The organism is Parapedobacter sp., from assembly GCF_035556095.1.
Classification (GTDB): domain Bacteria; phylum Bacteroidota; class Bacteroidia; order Sphingobacteriales; family Sphingobacteriaceae; genus Parapedobacter.
In genome coordinates this window covers 31,379-49,507 of the sequence record NZ_DATMFT010000023.1, presented here as the reverse complement: position 1 = coordinate 49,507, position 18,129 = coordinate 31,379, and the positions used below count along the sequence as shown (strand labels likewise).

The window sequence follows — 18,129 nt, the reverse complement described above, 5'->3', positions numbered from 1 at the left end:
TGTTCATTCACTTTCATCCGTGACATTATTCCCATCCCGGATTTTGATTCCACAGTCGCATTAGGGTCAATTCACTCAATGGGATAGGGAAAACCAGGTGATTGTCGGTCCACGATTTACGTCTTCCGGTTACGATGCGCTTTCCGGTGAAGCTGCTGCCGGATTTTGTCCATTCTATGCCGGTGGTCAATTTATCGGTGCTACTCAATATTTTCCAACGCCTTACGTCCCAAAACCGATGCTCCTCAAATGCCAGTTCGACGCGGCGCTCACGCCGGATGCGCTCGCGCATTTCTTCCTTACTCATTCCGGCGGGAAGGGCGGGCATATCTACACGGTCACGGATCGCATTGACGGCGTCATAAACATCTTCGGTTGGGCCGAAAGCTTCGTTCGCAGCTTCGGCATAATTCAGATACAGTTCGCCCAATCGGTACTTCTTAAACCGCGAGGTTCCCGTATTCGGGTCCAGTTGGTCTGGATCTCGGAATTTTCGGAGGTAGTAACCGTTACCTGTCCGTTGCATGATGTTGGAGATTCCGTCAGCACCGCCGAGATAGGACTGGATGTAGTAGGGCTGGCCATTGATCTCGCCGTAGTATGCGTTATTGTACCACACGGTCGCATAAAATCGGGGGTCACGGTTTTCATATGGTTTTGACTCGTCATAGCCCGAAGTGGTATTGATGATGGGGTAGAGGTGATCTTCATCGTAATAGCCCGTAATGGCCGGCTCACCATTTGCCATGTCGTAGCTATCTACCAGCTCTTGCGAAGGACTAACGCCTGCTTTATCACCGCCTAAAGTAGGAATAGCATGCATACGGAACATCAGATGGCTGAATTCGTGCGCGCGGTACGGTTTGACCTCGAAGATGGTTTCCTTGTCAGCCGGATTGGCACTGATATCCGTACGGCTAATAAAATATGCTTCGTAATCGTTGTGGAGAACGTAATTATTAGCCAACAATTCGTCTAGCGAGTTTTTGCTTGCTTCCGCAGCCTCAGCCCAGTGCGCTTGGTCATCCGTCTCGTTCCACAGCGGGCTTGCGGCGAATAGCAACGCTTGTGATCGTATGGCATGTGCTACCGCTTTTGTAAAGCGCCCACGCTCCGGCTCTGTTGTAATACGGTAGGGCAGGTGCCGCTCCAGGATGGCTTCATCGCAATTCTGTTTGATAAAGTCGACGCATTCCTGGAAAGACTGCCTCGGTAGTGACTCAAATTGGAAATCACCGCCAAAAGGTTTGTCAACGACGGGCATGCCCCCATACATCTTAATCAGCTCTAAGTAGAAAAAAGCCCGTAATACCTTCACCTCGGCGATCAGGCGGGCTTTTACCTGAGGATTGGCAAATGGTGTGCTGCTGATATTTGCTAAAAAGACATTGGTTTGGCGAATGCCCGCCCAGTTTTTCCGGTAATAGTTGCCGTTTGACTCCGTACTTGAAGAACCCGTTGAAAACTGAATGTCCAAGGGGTTCCAATTTGGTCGTAACTCGCCATTGTACCAGCGGGATGGGGCACGTTGCATGTCCTGTGGGAAGTCATTGTCGTGCGCTTCGTCCGAGAAGCCGGCAAGCATCGTAAAATAGTCATATGCCGTACCATATGGGTTGATGTTATCATAGATGGTATTCACATATTCCGACGTCATCATTTCGTCGGCAAAGATCTGTTCCAATGTGAGGCGTCCGTCAGGCATGATATCCAAGGGGTCTTTTTGACAGCCGAGGGTTATCAGAGCAAGCACTACGCATAGTTTATATTGTAATGTTTTCATCTTTTTTATTTCCAAAAACAATTAAAAAGTGACATTAACTCCCCCGTTAAACACCCGGTATACCGGATAGCTTAGCGAGTTATTTACTTCCGGATCGAAATCATTCGTACGCATCCAATCCCAAGTAATAAGGTTAAGTCCGTTTACGTAAAACCGAATCTCTTTAGCGCCGATGCGGCTGAATATGGAGGATGGTAGTCGATATCCTATTTCTGCATTTTTGAGGCGTACGAAACTGCGGTTTTCGATAAAGAAAGCATTCGCATCCCGCTCGCTTACGGAGCTTCCTAAACTTAGTCGCGGGTACTGTATTTCTTCGCCGGCGGCGGCGCGTTCTGCCGTCCACGCATAACGGTGGCGATCCCGGAAGTCATACATACTCATTGTGCCATAACCCGATAGCGGTTGGGTTACATTCATAATCCCTTGAAATAGGAACGAGATGTCGAAATCACGGTAGTTGATGCTGAAAGCTCCACCGAAAGTGTACTCCGGGATACCGGAATAGCCGATGGGCACCATATCGCGTTCATCGATCATTCCGTCATCATTGGTGTCTTTGTATTTGAAATCGCCCGGTCTTACGGTATAGCCTACATAATTGAGGGCTTCGGCTTCAATTTCCTCGTAGCTGGTATAATATCCACTGCGTAAGGGATAGCCAAAGACTTGCCCGATCCGGTAACCGGTTTGGCGGTAGCGGTAAGCATAATCGTCGGGGTATTGCAGCTCGTCCGAGAAGACGACTTTGTTGCGTGCGAAATTATAATTTAGTTTGGAAAGGATGGACCAGTCGTTGTTGATCCGCTTGTTATAGTTGAGTTCAATTTCATATCCGTGGTTTTCAACCACGCCCATATTAACCGGGCTCATACGAGAGGCTTCCACACCATACACCATCGGTATTGTTTGGCGGTTGATCAAGATATTGTTCCGGTTTTCCTTGAATAAATCAACCATCAGCGTGATGTCATTCCATAATCCGAGTTCCAAACCCACGTTGGTTTTCTCGGCCACCTCCCATTGGATAAGCGGATTGCCTAAGTAATTTTCTGCAATTTTGCCGCCCCTACCCAGTGATCCACTATAGCCGCCGCCAGTTTGACGCTGAATGTCATCGAGGTAGAGGAAGCGTCGGCTTCCTAATCGGTCACTACCTACCCGGCCATAAGAAGCACGCAATTTGAGCAGGGTGAGGTAATCGTTGTCTTTCAGGAAGTGCTCGTTTGATACCACCCATCCGCCAGACACCGTTGGAAAGAATCCATACCGGCGGCCTTCAGCGAACTGTTCAGACCCGTTGTAACCCGCGTTGAATTCGGCAAAATAAGTGTTGTCGTAACTATACATAGCACGCAACGAAATCCCCCGTAGATTGAAAGGCAGCCGGTCATTTGGCATTACCCGCATTTCCTGTTGCGCCAACAACATACCTGTAACCGCATGTTTTTCATTAAATGTACGTTGGTAATCCGCCGTAAATTGGAAGTTGAAAAACGATTGGAAGTTGGAGCCGCTGCCGATACTCAAAGGCGTGTTTTCTAATTCCAGAAACATCCGCCGGTATTCCACGCTATCCATGCCCAAGTGGTTTGAAGTGTTCGGATCGATGACCTGTATCCACCGCTGGTATTCTTTGGATGCGGTGAGTGAGTAAATCGTTCGTGTGTCAAAAGACGCCATGAATTTGGCAGACAAGCCATCGGTTATCATGTCAAGATCCTGCTTTAGCCCCCAGGATGCGGTGATGTTGTTCCGAGTTTCCTTCCGATAGCCCGAGCGGTTTATCAGCGCCCATGGTGATACATTATAGTTGCCGGGTCCGATGAGCACCTCCCCGTCGGGTGTCAGCGGTCCAGGCAATACCACCGGAAAGTAGCTATAAGTCCTCCTGAAAATCTCATCCGTATTGGCATTGGGCGAATTAACCTGTTCAAAATACCCTGCGGCATTCAAAAAGGTGCTCAGCCTCCCAGACTTGTTCAGCTTGGCATCGATGTTAGACCGGAAGTTATACCGCTTCAGGTAGCCGGCAGGGTCGTATTCTGTTACGTCAGGGCTTATTTTCCATTGCCCACCTTGGTCAAGGAAGCCTACGTTGACGAAATATTGCACATAGTCGCCGCCCCCACTGATATTTAAATTATACCGTTGCTGGCCCACGAAGTCGTTAAACAACATTTTCTGCCAGTTGGTATTCGGATATGCATCTGGATAATCTTGATACAGGAATCGATCGAGCGCATATTCCGAGTACGGGGGTTGGTTTACTGGATCGTTGGGATTTGCATTGGGGTTGTCGTTTGCCCACGCTTGGTTGCGGAGGCTCGCCCATTCATAAGCGCTTAAAACCGATGGCGTGCGTGTGAAGCCCTGCAGGCCCTGCTCATAAGTCAGCCCGATGGTTGGGCGGCCGCTATCGCCACGTTTGGTGGTTACGAGGATCACGCCATTCGCCCCACGGACGCCGAATAAGGCCGTGGAAGACGCGTCTTTAAGAATAGACACACTTTCTACCTCATTGGGGTCGATATATGTCATTTCGCGTTCTACGCCATCCACCAAAATAATGGGTGCGGTTGCGTTCAACGTTCCCATCCCGCGCAAAAATAGGGCGGTGTGGTCACGCCCGGGTTCACCGCTACGCTGTAAGGCGGTGAGGCCAGGTAGTCTGCCGGCCAATGTTACCGCAAGGTTGGCCGCGGGGCTTTGTTTGATTTCCTTGGTTTGTATCGACGCAATAGCTCCTGTTACCGAGATTTTTTTCTGTGTCCCGAATGCCACGACAACCACTTCGTCCAAATCGCTTATCGTCGATGTCATGGAAATATTTATGGTATTGTCGGCGTTGCCAATTGCAACTTCTGTCCGTTCATATCCCACCAACGAAAATATCAGTATGGTGCCGTCTTGAGGGAGAGAGATTTGGTAATGTCCCGTTTCATCGGTCGTTGTGGCCGTTGCCGTCCCCTGTACACTTACGGTTACGCCCGCTAACGGTCCCCCTTCGTTATCGGTAACTTGGCCACGGATTACGCGCTGTAACGGTACCGTCGGCTCGCGTATGGTCTCAATTGGTAAAGCAACTGGCTGCTCGGTGACTACGATGGTGTTTTCTGTAATTTTGTAGGTCAACGAAACCGGTTTTAATAACATGTCTAATGCCTGGGCCAGCGACATGTCGTTTACGTGGATAGAGACCGGAGTAGACCGGTTTACTAACCGATCGTTGGATATCACCATCAGGTTGGTCTGCGTTTCGATAGCCTGAAATACCTTTCCGATCGGTTGGTTCTTCACATTTAAAGAAACGGTTTGCGATCGCGTTGCCGCACTCAAGTGCAGGCAAACGGTCAAAAGCAATAGTGAGGTCAATCTCATGATTCGAAGTAATTGTTCGATACCAAGGGGCATCTTCTTCTTCCCGAATCGGGAAAAATCATAATTTATCATTACGTTTGTTCGTTTGGATAAGTTAACTAACTAGTTTTAATTCACGTTTTATCACTGGTTTTTCTGAACAAGAGGGGAGTGTTCGCAGCACTTCCCTTATTCATTATATCAGGTCCTTGTTTATTCCATATTTTCGTTTTTAAGTTATCGATTAGTTATTTCCATTTCAGTTTATAATCAGTGTTCCGTTTTCGAACGCCACATTGATCATTGACAACTGTAGGATATCTATTACGCCTTTCAATGACACATCCCGTCTAAATCTTCCCGTGAATGTTTCCTTAGGTACGCCGCTTTTATAGACCACTTCCACATCATACCACCGAGCAATCTGCTTGAGCATTTCTTCCAGAGGGGTAGATTCAAAATGGAATATTCCCTGTTTCCACGCAATGTATTGATTGGTGTCTACGGCTGTTACCCGGATATCGCTGCCGACAACGCTAGATTGCTGGCCGGGAGCTATAGATACCGGTGATCCGGTATTGGCTGTAGACGACACTTGCACACGGCCCGTTACCAATGTGGTTTTGGTATGCGACTCATCGGGATAGGCAGATACATTGAATTGGGTGCCCAATACTTCTACCACTTGACCGTCACTGATCACCTTAAATGGCTTTCGTTGCTTACTCACTTCAAAGAAGGCCTCGCCATTTAATTCCACGACACGTTCGGAACCATCAAACCGTTTCGGATACCTCAGTGTAGAAGCTGCATTTAGCCATACCAGCGTTCCGTCTGGTAATGCTATTTGATAGGTTCCTCCGCTCGGTGTAGTAAGTGCCAATGGTTTGTCGGCATGCTCAGTGTATTCCATGAGCTCGTTATCGACGATTATTGTTCCATCGAGGTATGTAAGGGCATCGTTCACAGCAATGCCCGTATGATCCTTGCTCAATGCTATTGTATGACCATCGGATAACGTTAGCATTGCCCGGTTACCCCCGGGCACAATATCTGCCGCTGTTACTTGGGCGGTCTTAGGGCCATGAGCTTCATCATCCACGATATACCAGACACCCGCTATAGCCAGTATCGCTGCCGCCGCATACGGTATCCATGTTCTGCTGAGTCGCCGAGGCGTATCGTTGGTTGGCCCTATTTGTTTTATTAGACCTCGGTACATACGTGCTTTCAATTGATCAGCACTATCCTCATTTCTTGTCGATAACGTTATCTGCGTGTCGTCGAAACCATTATACCATTTGGCTAGGTCCGCCATTTCCTCATCGGTGATTGTTCCAGCTGCTAACTTGGCGATTAGGCTATCGATACGGTTCTCGTGCTCCATTTCATGTCTTTGGTTATTAATATAGACACCGAAATGATGGGAGGGGGTAGGTTACTTTTGAAAAAAATAGAACAATACGGCGAACCATACACTCAAGTCTAGGTTCCCGCGTATGTCGCGATTGGCTTTCTTGAGATGATATTTCACTGTATTCTCCGAGATACCCAGTTGGTCGGCCATCTGTTTAATGGTTTTTCCTTCCTTTTTGCTCAATTCAAAAACAATTCGGCATTGGCTGGGGAGGTCGTTTATGGTCTGGTCAATGCGTTCTTGCAATTCCTGAGCTATCAACAGCTGTTCGGGAGAAGGTTGTTTGGTGTCGTTTACTTCGTATCCGGCTGCGCGCAGGCGCTCGCGATGGCGTTTCAGTCTACGGTTAAATATTTGGTTACGCATCCCGACGGCTAGGTATGCCGACAGATCGTCATTCTCCACGTACAGGGTGTCCTTGAGGCGCCACAGCTTATACAATACGTCTTGTACACATTCTTCGGCTTCCTGTGCGTTGCCCAAGCGGTTAGCGGCAACGGTAAATAACCGGTCCCAGTACCGCTCATAGATTTCAGAAAGGGCGGCCTCCTCGCCCTGCCGTAGTTTGGCGACCAATTCCTTGTCGGTGTGATGTTGATAAAGGGAAGCCATTGGTTGGGAGGCAAACGCCTAAGGCGTCTTGTTGTTATTGTATTTTATGGAGGCCCTCAAACATCCAGTAGTGTTCTTTGATTCCAATTTCATCCATCAGATTCCTGATTTCAATCGTTTCCCAATTGTGTGTATTGTATCCGTTTCCGGCATCATTGTCATGCAGCCACTTTGGGGTAGGCCATAGGCAAGCCCGGAAGGAGATGTTGCGGTAAAAATCTTTGCTCACCCCGTTTTGGCCATGATGAGCCATTTGTAGGTAATCGCAGTTGAGTTCATCCCGATACGGACCGTTCCACAATTTATCACCACTTTCTAGTCCCAAGTCAGCAAGAAATAATACCGATTTTTTGGTGTCCCATACTTTGATGACCACACTTTGGTTGTTATAGGGGTTTGCCGTGATTTCCTCATTCTTAACGCCTAGGATTTTAAAGGTCGTATTGCCCATGGGTATCACGAGGCCCGGTTCCGTCATATTAACGACCTTTCCTTCAAATTTCCGCAGCCTTTCATAGAATTCTTTGGTAAGCGCCTCACTTCCTTTTTCATATTGTTCCACAAATGATGTCGATAGTTCCGAATGGTAAATGGTGTGGATCGTCAGGTCATTGGGTGCTTTCAATAGTTCATTGAGCGCGCCGATGTGATCGCTGTGGGGATGGGTGATGAACCAAGCCTCCACTTCATTTCCCAGTGCGGCCAGAAACCCTTTCAGGTATGAAGCATCTGCGGCTGTTCCGCCATCCATCACACATAGTTTACCGTTGTCGGTTACAAGCACATAGGAGTTCATCTGAGAGGGCGATTGTGCGGGAAGCTGCCACAGCGTAAATCCGGGTTTCTCTGCCCCAAAAGCGGTTGTACTAAAAAACAGGCCGCACACGAATAGCGAGAGCAACAAATAACGAAAGGTTATATTATGCATAATTTTAAGCTTAAATGCCGAAAATAGGAATAAAACCCGACTATGCCATCCCGGTACATCCTGTAATTATATTGCCCCTATTTTGCCGCCATCTACCGGGATGCTTGTACCGTTAACGTAGGCAGCAGCTGGCGAAGCCAAGAATGCGGCCACCGCCGCTATTTCTTCGGGTTTAGCAAACCGCTGGGCCGGGATTTCCCCAGTCATACTTTCGACAATCCGCTCCACCGTTGTATTGGCAGCTTTGGCTCGTTTTTCAATGAGAGCGTTCAGCCTCCCGGTTTTGGTGGCACCCGGTAGGATATTGTTTACGGTAATTCCGTATTTTGCTACCTCATTAGACCACGTTTTTGCCCATGAGGCTACAGCACCCCGTATGGTGTTACTTACGCCCAGCCCAGCTAATGGGACCCTCACCGAAGTAGAAACTACGTTGATGATACGGCCATAACCAGCGGCTTTCATGCTGGGTAATACGGTTTGGGCTATTACCTGACTGGAAATAAGGTGCTGCTCGAAGGCCTTAAGGAAGTCGGAGGCTATAGCTTCGGTTATCTGGCCCGGGGGAGGCCCCCCGCTGTTGTTGATTACGATGTGTATAGGGTGCTTTTCAACGAGAGCGGTTATTGCCCTGTCGGTGCTTTCCGTATCCTGATAGTCCACCACCAGAAAGGTATGCTGTTGCCCCACGGCGGTATCCAGTTGTACCACCGCCTGGCGAAGCCGGTCTTCATGTCGGGCTACAAGTATGCACGAGGCACCTAACAATGCCAGCTCATAGGCAATGGCCAAACCAATTCCTTCGGAACCACCGCCAATGAGCGCACATTTTTCGTGTAAGGACAGATTCATTGCGTTGTAATTTGATGATACGAAGTTAAAGGATTAATTATATTTGACCCTAATGGCGAGCTATTAAATGATGAAATAAACGTTAATTTCATCGGGAAGTACTAAATTCATGGCCGAAAAGCCCACGCAAACATTAGGGTATTGATCGAAATTAACTGACGATGAAATTTATTATACACGCGCTAAAAGGAGAAATCACATTTCAAATTGCTATTTTGCTGGCTGCTTTCCCGTTGCTCGGCGCCCACGTCTATGCACAGCAAGTCGAAGTAAAGCTGTTTGCGCACCGCGGTGGTGCGCACGAGTACGATGAAAATACCATCAGCGCTTTCGGGGAAACCTACAATAAAGGACTAAGGGGTTATGAAACAGATGTCAGGCTAACGAAAGATGGTCAACTGGTCATCTTTCATGACGCTGACCTGAAACGGATTGTAGGAAAAGAAGGCACCATCGAAGACCTGACGCTCGAAGAAATCAAGCAGCTGCAAACAAAGAAAGGGAATGATATTCCGACACTTGACGAAGTGCTGGCCTTTTTTAGCGATAAACCTGGGGTTTATATTGAATTTGAGATGAAAACCAATAAGCCCATGTACGACGAGAAGAAACTTACAGCATATTGTGACGTGCTTTATCAAAAAGTATATACTGCTATGCCCCCTACGTCGAATTATGTGCTCACTTCTTTCGATAAGCGCCCGCTTCACTACTTGAAGACCACATACCCTTCCGTCGATTTGCTGTTTATCAAAGGTGCGCCGCTGAGCCAAACGGTGCTTGATGAAGCAAAAGAACTCAACATAGACCGGGTAGGGTGTAATATCGACGGCACTTCCCGGGCCATGGTCAAGGAAGCAAAAAAACAGGGATTCAAAGTGAGTTTGTGGCCGGGGCACTCCGTTGCGGATTTTCTGCTCGGTGTTTCCTTGGGCAGCGACTATTTATGTTCGGATGTGCCGGTTGCCGTTACCGAGTGGGTAGGCGCGAATGCCCCTTGGATTACATTAAAATAACTGGCAGGGGGATGTGCCGCGCATATTGCAATGTTCAAGGATGGGGAGGTCGCAGATTTGCCTAACCATATAGAAAGTGAATATAATGATCAGAAATAATGTTATTTGTTTTGGCGAAACCCTTTGGGACAATCTCATCAATGGGCGACGAGTAGGAGGGGCACCGCTAAACGTCTGTTACCATTTGAGTAAAAATGGAATAAAAAGTCAGATTGTTAGTCAAGTTGGGAAAGATGCGGAAGGGGAAGACCTTTTGCAGGCCATCCATTCCCTGGGTGTTGATACCACTTTTCTAAAAAAGACAAGTGATTACCCTACTTCTCAGGTCGTGGTGAACCTGCTGCCAGATGGCCGCATAGCATATGAGATACTGGAAAATGTAGCTTGGGATTATATTTTATTCGACCTAGATGTAGCTGCAGCTATTGAAGGGGCTGATGCATTGGTTTACGGCAGCCTAGCTGTCCGTAATGCTGTTTCCAGGGATACATTATTCGCTTATCTTCCTTTTTCAAAATGTGCTATTTTTGATGTCAACCTTCGGCAACCTTTTTTTAACAAAGCATTGATTTTAGAATTGATGGAGCACTGCCATGTGTTAAAGATCAATGATGAGGAACTTCGATACATTGTCGACTGGCTTGGGTTAGGCCATCAGGCCGAAGAACTAGCGTTGGCAAATCTGCTTCAAGTTTATCCAAAGATATCAGAAATCATCTTGACACGGGGTGCCAACGGTGCCGTGTATTGCTCCCGACAACAGGCAATTTCGTCCGAGGGCTTATCGGTAAATGTGGTGGACACCGTCGGTTGTGGAGATTCATTTCTGGCTGCTTTTATGGCAAACAAACTCGCCGGCAAACCGATAAACCACTGCCTCCGCCAAGCCATTTTGCTAAGTGCGTTTGTAGCTACGCAAGAAGGTGGATGCCCGGTTTACCATGCCGGTTTGATTGCAGAAAAGCAACAAATTAACTAACATTGCATAAATTATAAAACGATCATGAAAAAATATGCAGTAGTCCTTACCCTTGCGCTGATACTGGCGGCCAATGCATTAACGGCAGACGTGCGGCTGCCCCAGATTTTTGCCGATGGCATGGTGCTCCAACGACATCAACCCATTTCGGTATGGGGTTGGGCAGATCCCAATGAGCAGGTAAAAGTGCAACTCAACCATCAAAGCCGGGAAACGACCGCTGATGCCAATGGAAAGTGGAAGCTAACGCTACCTCCCGAAGAAGCTGGTGGGCCGTTTCAATTGGTGGTTTCTGGCAAAAATACATTGACGTTATCGGATGTACTCATCGGGGAGGTCTGGATCTGTTCGGGCCAATCAAACATGCAATGGACGGTTGCTAACTCCGACAATGCCGAAAAGGAGATAGCCGATGCTAATTATCCACAGATTAGGCAAGTGGAAATCCCTCGGAAGACGTCCGGTATACCCTTGGATGATATCGGCGAACCATTGGAATGGAAAACGGCCACCACTAAAAATGTCGGTAATTTTACCGCTGTGGGCTATTTTTATGCGCGTAAACTTCATGGAGAATTGAATGTTCCTATTGGTCTTATCAATACTTCATGGGGTGGTACTATGGTAGAAACCTGGATCAGTAAAGAAGCGATGGAAAAAGATAAGAGCCTGAAAAAAGCGATCCATGTTTTTGAGCAGACACCGGCAGATACCGTAAATAAAAATGGCAACCCAAACCGGTACCCGACGTTATTGTTCAATGCCATGATTAATCCACTCATCCCCTATACGGTGAAAGGCGCCATTTGGTACCAAGGCGAGAGCAATGCGGGCAGGGCATATGAGTACCGGAAATCGTTCCCCATGATGATCACCGATTGGCGCAAACGTTGGGGGCTCGGCGATTTCCCATTTTATTTCGTGCAGTTAGCAAGTTTCAAAGCATCCGGTGGCACCAGCGCCAGTGGAAGCACGTGGGCCGAGCTGAGAGAAGCACAGCACAAAACCCTGTCCTTGCCGCATACGGGCCAAGCCGTTACCATCGACATCGGCGATACGGATGATATCCATCCGCGGAATAAGCAGGATGTCGGCAAGCGTTTGGCAGCCATCGCGTTGTACGATAGCTACGGACAAGACGTGGTATATAGTGGCCCTGTATATAAAAAACTTGCTATTAAGGGAGCACAAGCTACCATTCAATTCGATCACGTGCATAACGGATTAACCACCAAGGGATCGGAAACTGTCATTGGATTTGAAATCGCGGGGGCCGACCAGCAATTCTATCCTGCTGAGGCACGGATTGAAGGCCGAACGGTTGTGGTGAGTTCACCCTCCGTGAGTAAACCCAAGGCTGTGCGTTATGCGTGGGCCGATGATCCCGGCAGAAGCAACCTCTTCAATAGCAACGGGTTTCCCGCAGCCCCGTTCCGTACGGATAAGTGGGCACCGGTTACGAAGGATGTCGTATATGAGCTGAAGAATTAGGCTTTAGACTCTGTGCCCCGCATCATCGTCCAAACACGGGAATGGAATAACCTGCTGCTACCCGATCGATGACCAGCACCCAGTCGTTGCCGGGACCTCGGGTCGGTGTTGTTAGTTCGAATGTCTTAGTCCTGTCTAAGTCTCCCATGTCGATAGTTGCTGCCGTAGCCGGGTTGAACCACCAACCCCGTAACGCACCAGCTTGGAGTGAAGACACATTCACGGTGATGGTTTTTCCCTCGGGTATGTAGGCCATGAGGTAACTGCCCGCACCGTCCCTGAATGCCCTTATGTGCTGCCCCTTTTCTCCCTGTCCGTTTGCGATGATGGACTGGTCTGGAATGCGATCGGCAAATGGGCGCGCTTCAATGAGCTGGCGTAGGTAGCCAACCTGGAAGGCCCCGGGCCTGTCCAGCGCTTCCGTCCAATACCGGTCGGCATGGTTGATCTTTTCCTCTCGTTCACTCCAAAACTGCCAGATACTATGATGGCCGTAGGTAACGCCGCAAGCACCGGCAAAAACCGAACGGTACGTTTGTTTGCGCACATCGTAATCATCGAAATAGCCATTTTTGGGATCCCACTTCGGCCATGGGTTTACCGGATGGTCCTCATAGTTGGGCTCCGAATCCAACGTGGGCTTGGTGGGCACCATGGCCCGGTCGCGCGTTATCCAATCCCACACGGGTACATCATGGCCCGACCCGTGGCCGGATTGCATCATGTTCACGTGCAGCCAAAGTTCGTCATGAATCTGTTGCGACGTGGCCGAGCCGCCCGAAATATGGTAGGAGATTAGGGCTTTGCCCGCCGTGGCCTTAAGGATGCCCCTTGCCATGGCCCGCCAGATGGGACGCGTATCCACGGAATCGTGGATCGCAGGCCGGTCGCCGCCCAGTATCCAAATGATGTTTTTCTTTTTCTTATAGCGTTTACCAAGCCAATGGCCGTACTGATAGGCATTTTCGGTCGTGAATACCTCGGGGCCACCACCCCACATGCGCGTCACCTTGTCACCCCACGTCGGTAGTAACCCAATGAAAAGTTGCCTTTCATGTGCCATTTGCAGTACATCATCCACCAGTTGGAAATAGCGCTCATTCGGTTTCGCGGGGTCTTGGTCAATTAACGGGATGTCGCCATATCGATTGGGCCTGTGCAACCCATCCATCTCCGCCAGCACCACGGCCTGGATCACATTGAATCCTTTTTCCTGCCGGTTATCAAGATACTGCGCAATCTCTTCCCTGGTAAGGCGATGGAACAGCTCCCAAGCGGTATCTCCAAGCCAAAAAAATGGCGTACCATCTTCATATTGCAAATAATGGCCATTGGGAGCTACGGTCAACCGGCCATGTGGCCAATTCGGTTGCGCTTGGGTTGCTGCCGCGACGGATAAGACAATGAATACCGAGAAGAAAAAACGTTGGAAGTTGACCATAATCTTTTATGCTATTTAAAAATAAAAGTAATGAACATTAGTGAAAGTAGTGCAATCGGGCCTGAATGTAATGTAAATAAATTGCAGAGTCCTGTGGGTTTTGGTAGTTTTGTAGCGTCACACAAAATGAATGAACTATGTTAAAAGGATTTTTTAATGTTCCCACGCCGGTGAATGAACCAATTTTGTCGTATACTGTGGGAAGCAGAGAACGTAAGCTGCTGCAGCAGGCAATCCAGGCCGCACTCGCTCAGGAAGTGGATATCCCGATGTTTATCGGTGGTAAGGAAGTGCGGACCGATCAGAAAGTTTCCATCCATCCTCCCCACCAGCACAAACATACCCTGGGCCACTACTCGGAGGGCGATAAAACACACGTACAGGCGGCTATCGACGCTGCATTGGCGGCGAAGGAAGATTGGGAAAATCTACCTTGGGAGCAACGCGCAGCCATATTTTTGAAGGCAGCCGACCTGATTGCCGGCCCTTACCGATACAAGATCAACGCCGCGACGATGCTGGGGCAGTCAAAGAATGCGTTCCAAGCGGAAATCGATTCCGCATGTGAAATCGTCGACTTCCTTCGCTTCAATGTGCAGTACATGAGTGAGATATACATGCAGCAGCCTCCGGTTTCGCCGAGCGGCAGTTGGAACCGCGTTGAGCAGCGTCCGCTGGAAGGATTCGTCTTTGCACTCACGCCCTTCAACTTTACCGCGATAGCGGGTAACCTACCCACTTCGGCGGCCATGATGGGCAACGTGGTGGTATGGAAACCGGCCAACACACAGGTTTATTCAGCCAACGTGCTTATGGAGGTATTTCGCGAAGCGGGTGTGCCCGATGGGGTCATCAACCTGGTCTTCGTAGATGGGCCGTCAGCCGGTGACGTGATCTTCAACCACCCCGACTTTGCGGGGATACATTTTACCGGATCTACCGCCGTGTTCCAGCACATCTGGAAAACAATCGGCGAGAACATCCACCGCTATCGTTCGTACCCCCGTATTGTGGGCGAAACCGGCGGAAAGGATTTTATATTGATACATTCATCCGCCGATGTCAAAGCCTCGGCAACAGCCATTGTGCGGGGAGCATTCGAGTATCAGGGACAGAAATGCTCCGCGGCTTCCCGCGTGTATATCCCCGAGTCGCTCTGGCCCGAGCTGAAAGAATTAATCATTGCGGATGTCAAGTCATTCAAGATCGGCCCAATCGACGATTTCAGTAATTTCATCAATGCGGTCATCGATGAGAAATCATTTGATAAACTGGCCAAATTCATCGATCAGGCCAAAGAAGATAGCGATGCCGAAATCATCGTTGGTGGTACGTACGACAAGAGTGAGGGTTATTACGTTCACCCCACGGTGATCAAAGCCAGTAGGCCCGACTACGTAACGATGTGCGAAGAACTGTTCGGCCCTGTATTGACCATGTATGTATATAGCGACGACAAGTGGGAAGAGACGCTTGAAGTGATAGACAATACGTCTATTTACGCGCTCACAGGTGCAGTAATCGCGCAAGACCGCTACGCCATCAGCCAAGCGACCCACACACTCCGCAATGCGGCAGGCAACTTCTATATCAACGACAAGTGTACAGGAGCCGTGGTTGGTCAGCAGCCGTTCGGAGGCGCGAGAGGCTCGGGCACCAATGACAAGGCGGGCTCGATGATCAATCTGCTACGGTGGGTGTCACCGCGTACCATCAAGGAAACGTTCGACCCGCCAACGGATTACCGGTATCCATTTTTAGGAGTAGAATAAAAAGAAGGGCGTCTGTCAACTGGCAGACGCCCTTCTTATTTACTTCTTGCCTATTTATAGGCAAACACCTTACCCAACCCCACGCTGTCGGTAAACGTGATGTCGAGGTCGATCAACTTGCCGGTGGCAATATCGATAACCATGCCATGTACGGCGAGGTCATTCCGTTCCTTCCACGCATTCTGGACGATCGAAGTGGTGCATAGGTTAAAAACCTGTTCGGCCACATTGAGTTCGACCAGCCGGTTTACCTTTTGCTTTTCGTCGGTAATGGCGTCTATTTCATCGCTATGGAAACGGTATACATCCTTAATGTGGCAAAGCCAGTTGTCGATGATGCCGAATTGCTGGCGGCTTAAGGCAGCGGCCACTCCGCCACAGCCGTAGTGCCCTGCTACAACGACGTGCTTCACTTTTAACACGTTTACCGCATAGTCAAGCACGCTGAGCATGTTCATATCGGAATGGACGCACATATTGGCAATATTCCGGTGTACAAAAACTTCACCCGGTTGGGTGTTTGTAATCTGGTTTGCTGGAACACGGCTATCGGCGCATCCGATCCAAAGCAATTCCGGCTGTTGGCCATCGGCCAGTTGTTTCAGCTTTCCAGTAGTGTCTTCCTGCACTTGTTTAACCCATTCGGCATTGCCGGCAAGGATTTTTTCGAAACTTACTTTTAATTCGGGATTATTTAATTGTTTTTTAAACATAGCGTATTATTATTTATTGGATTGTATTTGTGGGTCGTTTTATCGACCTGCGTTTCAATGAGTCGTTTTGTAGGATGCTTTGTGTGAAGCGCCTGATATTGGGTACATTCTTCTTGTTTACAATGCCCACCAGCTCGATGGACTTGCCTTTGCTGACGGCATGCTGTTCGAAATCGCTCAGCACTTCTATTACGTCTTTGTCGATAAAGCGGCTCTGCGATCCGTCAATAATGATTTCATTTATACGCCGGGGGAGAGCATATAGTGCCTTCTGTATTGCCGCCTTATTAAGGAATGTCACTTCTTCGGCTAAGGTAAAGGTTATTTTGGCTCCATCCTCATTTTCTTCCACAAGAAATTCAAATACATTGGAAAGATTATTCCGGAGGATGTAAAACATGGCCACCAACAAGCCGATACCCACGCCGGTAAGCAGATCGGTAAACACCACCGCAATGATGGTTACCATGAACGGGATAAACTGGTCCAGGCCTTTGTGCCACATGCGTTTGAAAGTAGATGCATGTGCCAATTTATAACCGGTGTGAAGCAGGATGGCCGCCAAACATGCAAGCGGAATGAGGTTGATGATGGTTGGAATGAGTAGCACGGCCAGTATAAGCCACACGCCATGAAGTATGGCGCTTTGCCGAGAGCGGCCGCCTGCGTTTACGTTAGCCGACGAGCGGACGATGACGGCTGTCAGTGGCAGACCACCTACCAATCCAGAGGTCATGTTGCCGACACCCTGGGCGAGTAACTCCCTGTTGGTCGGCGAGACCCGTTTAAACGGGTCAATCTTATCGACAGCTTCTAAGCTGAGCAAGGTTTCCAAACTCGCGATAATCGCAATGGTAATCGCTGCCATCCACACATCTTGGTTGCCAATCTGTGTAAAATCGGGGAAGGTGAACAAGCCCAGAAATTCACTAAAGGAATCGACTACTGGAATCACGACCAAGTGGTTGGCATCCAATGCAAGGGTGCTTCCTGCAAACGATAGACTCATCAATACACCCACGATGACCACAACAAGCGGTGCCGGCACGACACGCAGTTTCTTGAACTGCGGCCAGACAATCAGAATAACCAATGATACCGCACAGATGAGGAACGCACCGTAATTGATGGCGCTGAAAGCTTGCTGCAACGCTGAAAAGGTGTTCTCGTTGTTCAGCTGGATAAAGCTCTCCTCGCCGAAGAAACTGGAGTCGTATCCCACGGCGTGCGGCAACTGTTTCAATATGATGATAATGCCGATGGCTGCCAGCATGCCGATGATGACCGACGACGGGAAATAGTTCCCAATCATCCCCGCACGGATGATGCCCAGTGCGAGCTGAATAAGCCCAGCCAGCAAAACGGCCAATAAGAACGTTTCGAAGGCGCCCAATTGCTCTATGGCGCCCAATACAATGACGGTGAGCCCAGCCGCGGGCCCACTTACACTGAGCTGTGATCCGCTGACTGAGGCGACGATTATGCCGCCGATAATTCCGGTTAATAAGCCGGAGAATAATGGGGCTCCGGAAGCCAACGCTATTCCCAAGCATAAGGGCAAGGCAACGAGGAAGACCACGATGCTCGCCGGTAAGTCGTATTTTAAGTCGCGCTTTGATAATTTCAAGAACGCAGACGTACGTGTACCAAACATAGTAATAAGTAAAGTAGTGTAAACGTGAGTTAATCATTTTGTAACCAGGATGCCGCACGTGCTGCCCAGCGGCACATTACTGTGCTACTTGGCATACGCTCAACATGCAGT

The 18,129-nt window shown here is 49.0% G+C and carries 13 protein-coding genes; 4 read left to right on the top strand and 9 right to left on the bottom strand.

Annotated features, from left to right (window positions below):
• Nucleotides 1–25: 25 nt before the first annotated feature.
• The 6 genes from VNQ80_RS14995 to VNQ80_RS14970 form a co-directional block, all read right to left on the bottom strand.
• Nucleotides 26–1,783: a RagB/SusD family nutrient uptake outer membrane protein gene (locus tag VNQ80_RS14995; protein WP_325640071.1), complete on the bottom strand. Its 1,758-nt coding sequence runs from the start codon at nucleotides 1,781–1,783 to the stop codon at nucleotides 26–28.
• A gap of 21 nt (nucleotides 1,784–1,804) precedes the next feature.
• Nucleotides 1,805–5,164 carry a TonB-dependent receptor gene (locus VNQ80_RS14990; protein WP_325640069.1) on the bottom strand — a complete coding sequence of 1,120 codons (3,360 nt, stop codon included), beginning with the start codon at nucleotides 5,162–5,164 and terminating at the stop codon, nucleotides 1,805–1,807.
• Nucleotides 5,165–5,402: 238 nt separating this feature from the next.
• Complete coding sequence (locus VNQ80_RS14985) at nucleotides 5,403–6,530, bottom strand: FecR family protein (RefSeq protein ID WP_325640067.1); 1,128 nt, start codon at nucleotides 6,528–6,530, stop codon at nucleotides 5,403–5,405.
• 51 nt (nucleotides 6,531–6,581) lie between these two features.
• Nucleotides 6,582–7,172, bottom strand: a complete 591-nt coding sequence (locus tag VNQ80_RS14980) for an RNA polymerase sigma factor (protein WP_325640065.1) — start codon at nucleotides 7,170–7,172, stop codon at nucleotides 6,582–6,584.
• A gap of 34 nt (nucleotides 7,173–7,206) precedes the next feature.
• On the bottom strand, nucleotides 7,207–8,100 hold the full coding sequence (locus tag VNQ80_RS14975) for a ComEC/Rec2 family competence protein (RefSeq protein WP_325640063.1): 894 nt from the start codon (nucleotides 8,098–8,100) through the stop codon (nucleotides 7,207–7,209).
• Nucleotides 8,101–8,166: 66 nt separating this feature from the next.
• On the bottom strand, nucleotides 8,167–8,952 hold the full coding sequence (locus VNQ80_RS14970; protein WP_325640061.1) for an SDR family oxidoreductase: 786 nt from the start codon (nucleotides 8,950–8,952) through the stop codon (nucleotides 8,167–8,169).
• A 161-nt stretch (nucleotides 8,953–9,113) separates the two neighbouring features.
• Here VNQ80_RS14970 and VNQ80_RS14965 point away from each other — a divergent pair, with 161 nt between their 5' ends.
• From VNQ80_RS14965 to VNQ80_RS14955, 3 genes are all read left to right on the top strand, one after another.
• Nucleotides 9,114–9,968 carry a glycerophosphodiester phosphodiesterase gene (locus VNQ80_RS14965; RefSeq protein WP_325640059.1) on the top strand — a complete coding sequence of 285 codons (855 nt, stop codon included), beginning with the start codon at nucleotides 9,114–9,116 and terminating at the stop codon, nucleotides 9,966–9,968.
• 85 nt (nucleotides 9,969–10,053) lie between these two features.
• A complete protein-coding gene (locus VNQ80_RS14960; RefSeq protein ID WP_325640057.1) occupies nucleotides 10,054–10,947 on the top strand; it encodes a carbohydrate kinase in 894 nt (297 codons plus the stop codon).
• 24 nt (nucleotides 10,948–10,971) lie between these two features.
• On the top strand, nucleotides 10,972–12,438 hold the full coding sequence (locus VNQ80_RS14955; protein WP_325640055.1) for a sialate O-acetylesterase: 1,467 nt from the start codon (nucleotides 10,972–10,974) through the stop codon (nucleotides 12,436–12,438).
• Between the two features lie 22 nt (nucleotides 12,439–12,460).
• Here VNQ80_RS14955 and VNQ80_RS14950 read toward each other — a convergent pair whose 3' ends face one another.
• On the bottom strand, nucleotides 12,461–13,879 hold the full coding sequence (locus tag VNQ80_RS14950; protein WP_325640053.1) for a glycoside hydrolase family 140 protein: 1,419 nt from the start codon (nucleotides 13,877–13,879) through the stop codon (nucleotides 12,461–12,463).
• 137 nt (nucleotides 13,880–14,016) lie between these two features.
• Between VNQ80_RS14950 and pruA the strand changes: the two genes are divergently transcribed.
• On the top strand, nucleotides 14,017–15,651 hold the full coding sequence (pruA, locus tag VNQ80_RS14945; protein WP_325640051.1) for an L-glutamate gamma-semialdehyde dehydrogenase: 1,635 nt from the start codon (nucleotides 14,017–14,019) through the stop codon (nucleotides 15,649–15,651).
• 50 nt (nucleotides 15,652–15,701) lie between these two features.
• Here the strand turns inward: pruA and VNQ80_RS14940 are convergent, their stop codons facing one another.
• Both VNQ80_RS14940 and VNQ80_RS14935 read right to left on the bottom strand, forming a co-directional pair.
• Nucleotides 15,702–16,364: a carbonic anhydrase gene (locus tag VNQ80_RS14940; protein ID WP_325640049.1), complete on the bottom strand. Its 663-nt coding sequence runs from the start codon at nucleotides 16,362–16,364 to the stop codon at nucleotides 15,702–15,704.
• Between the two features lie 13 nt (nucleotides 16,365–16,377).
• Nucleotides 16,378–18,018 (bottom strand): SulP family inorganic anion transporter, encoded by a 1,641-nt coding sequence (locus VNQ80_RS14935; protein ID WP_325640048.1) that lies wholly within the window; start codon nucleotides 18,016–18,018, stop codon nucleotides 16,378–16,380.
• Nucleotides 18,019–18,129: the final 111 nt, after the last annotated feature.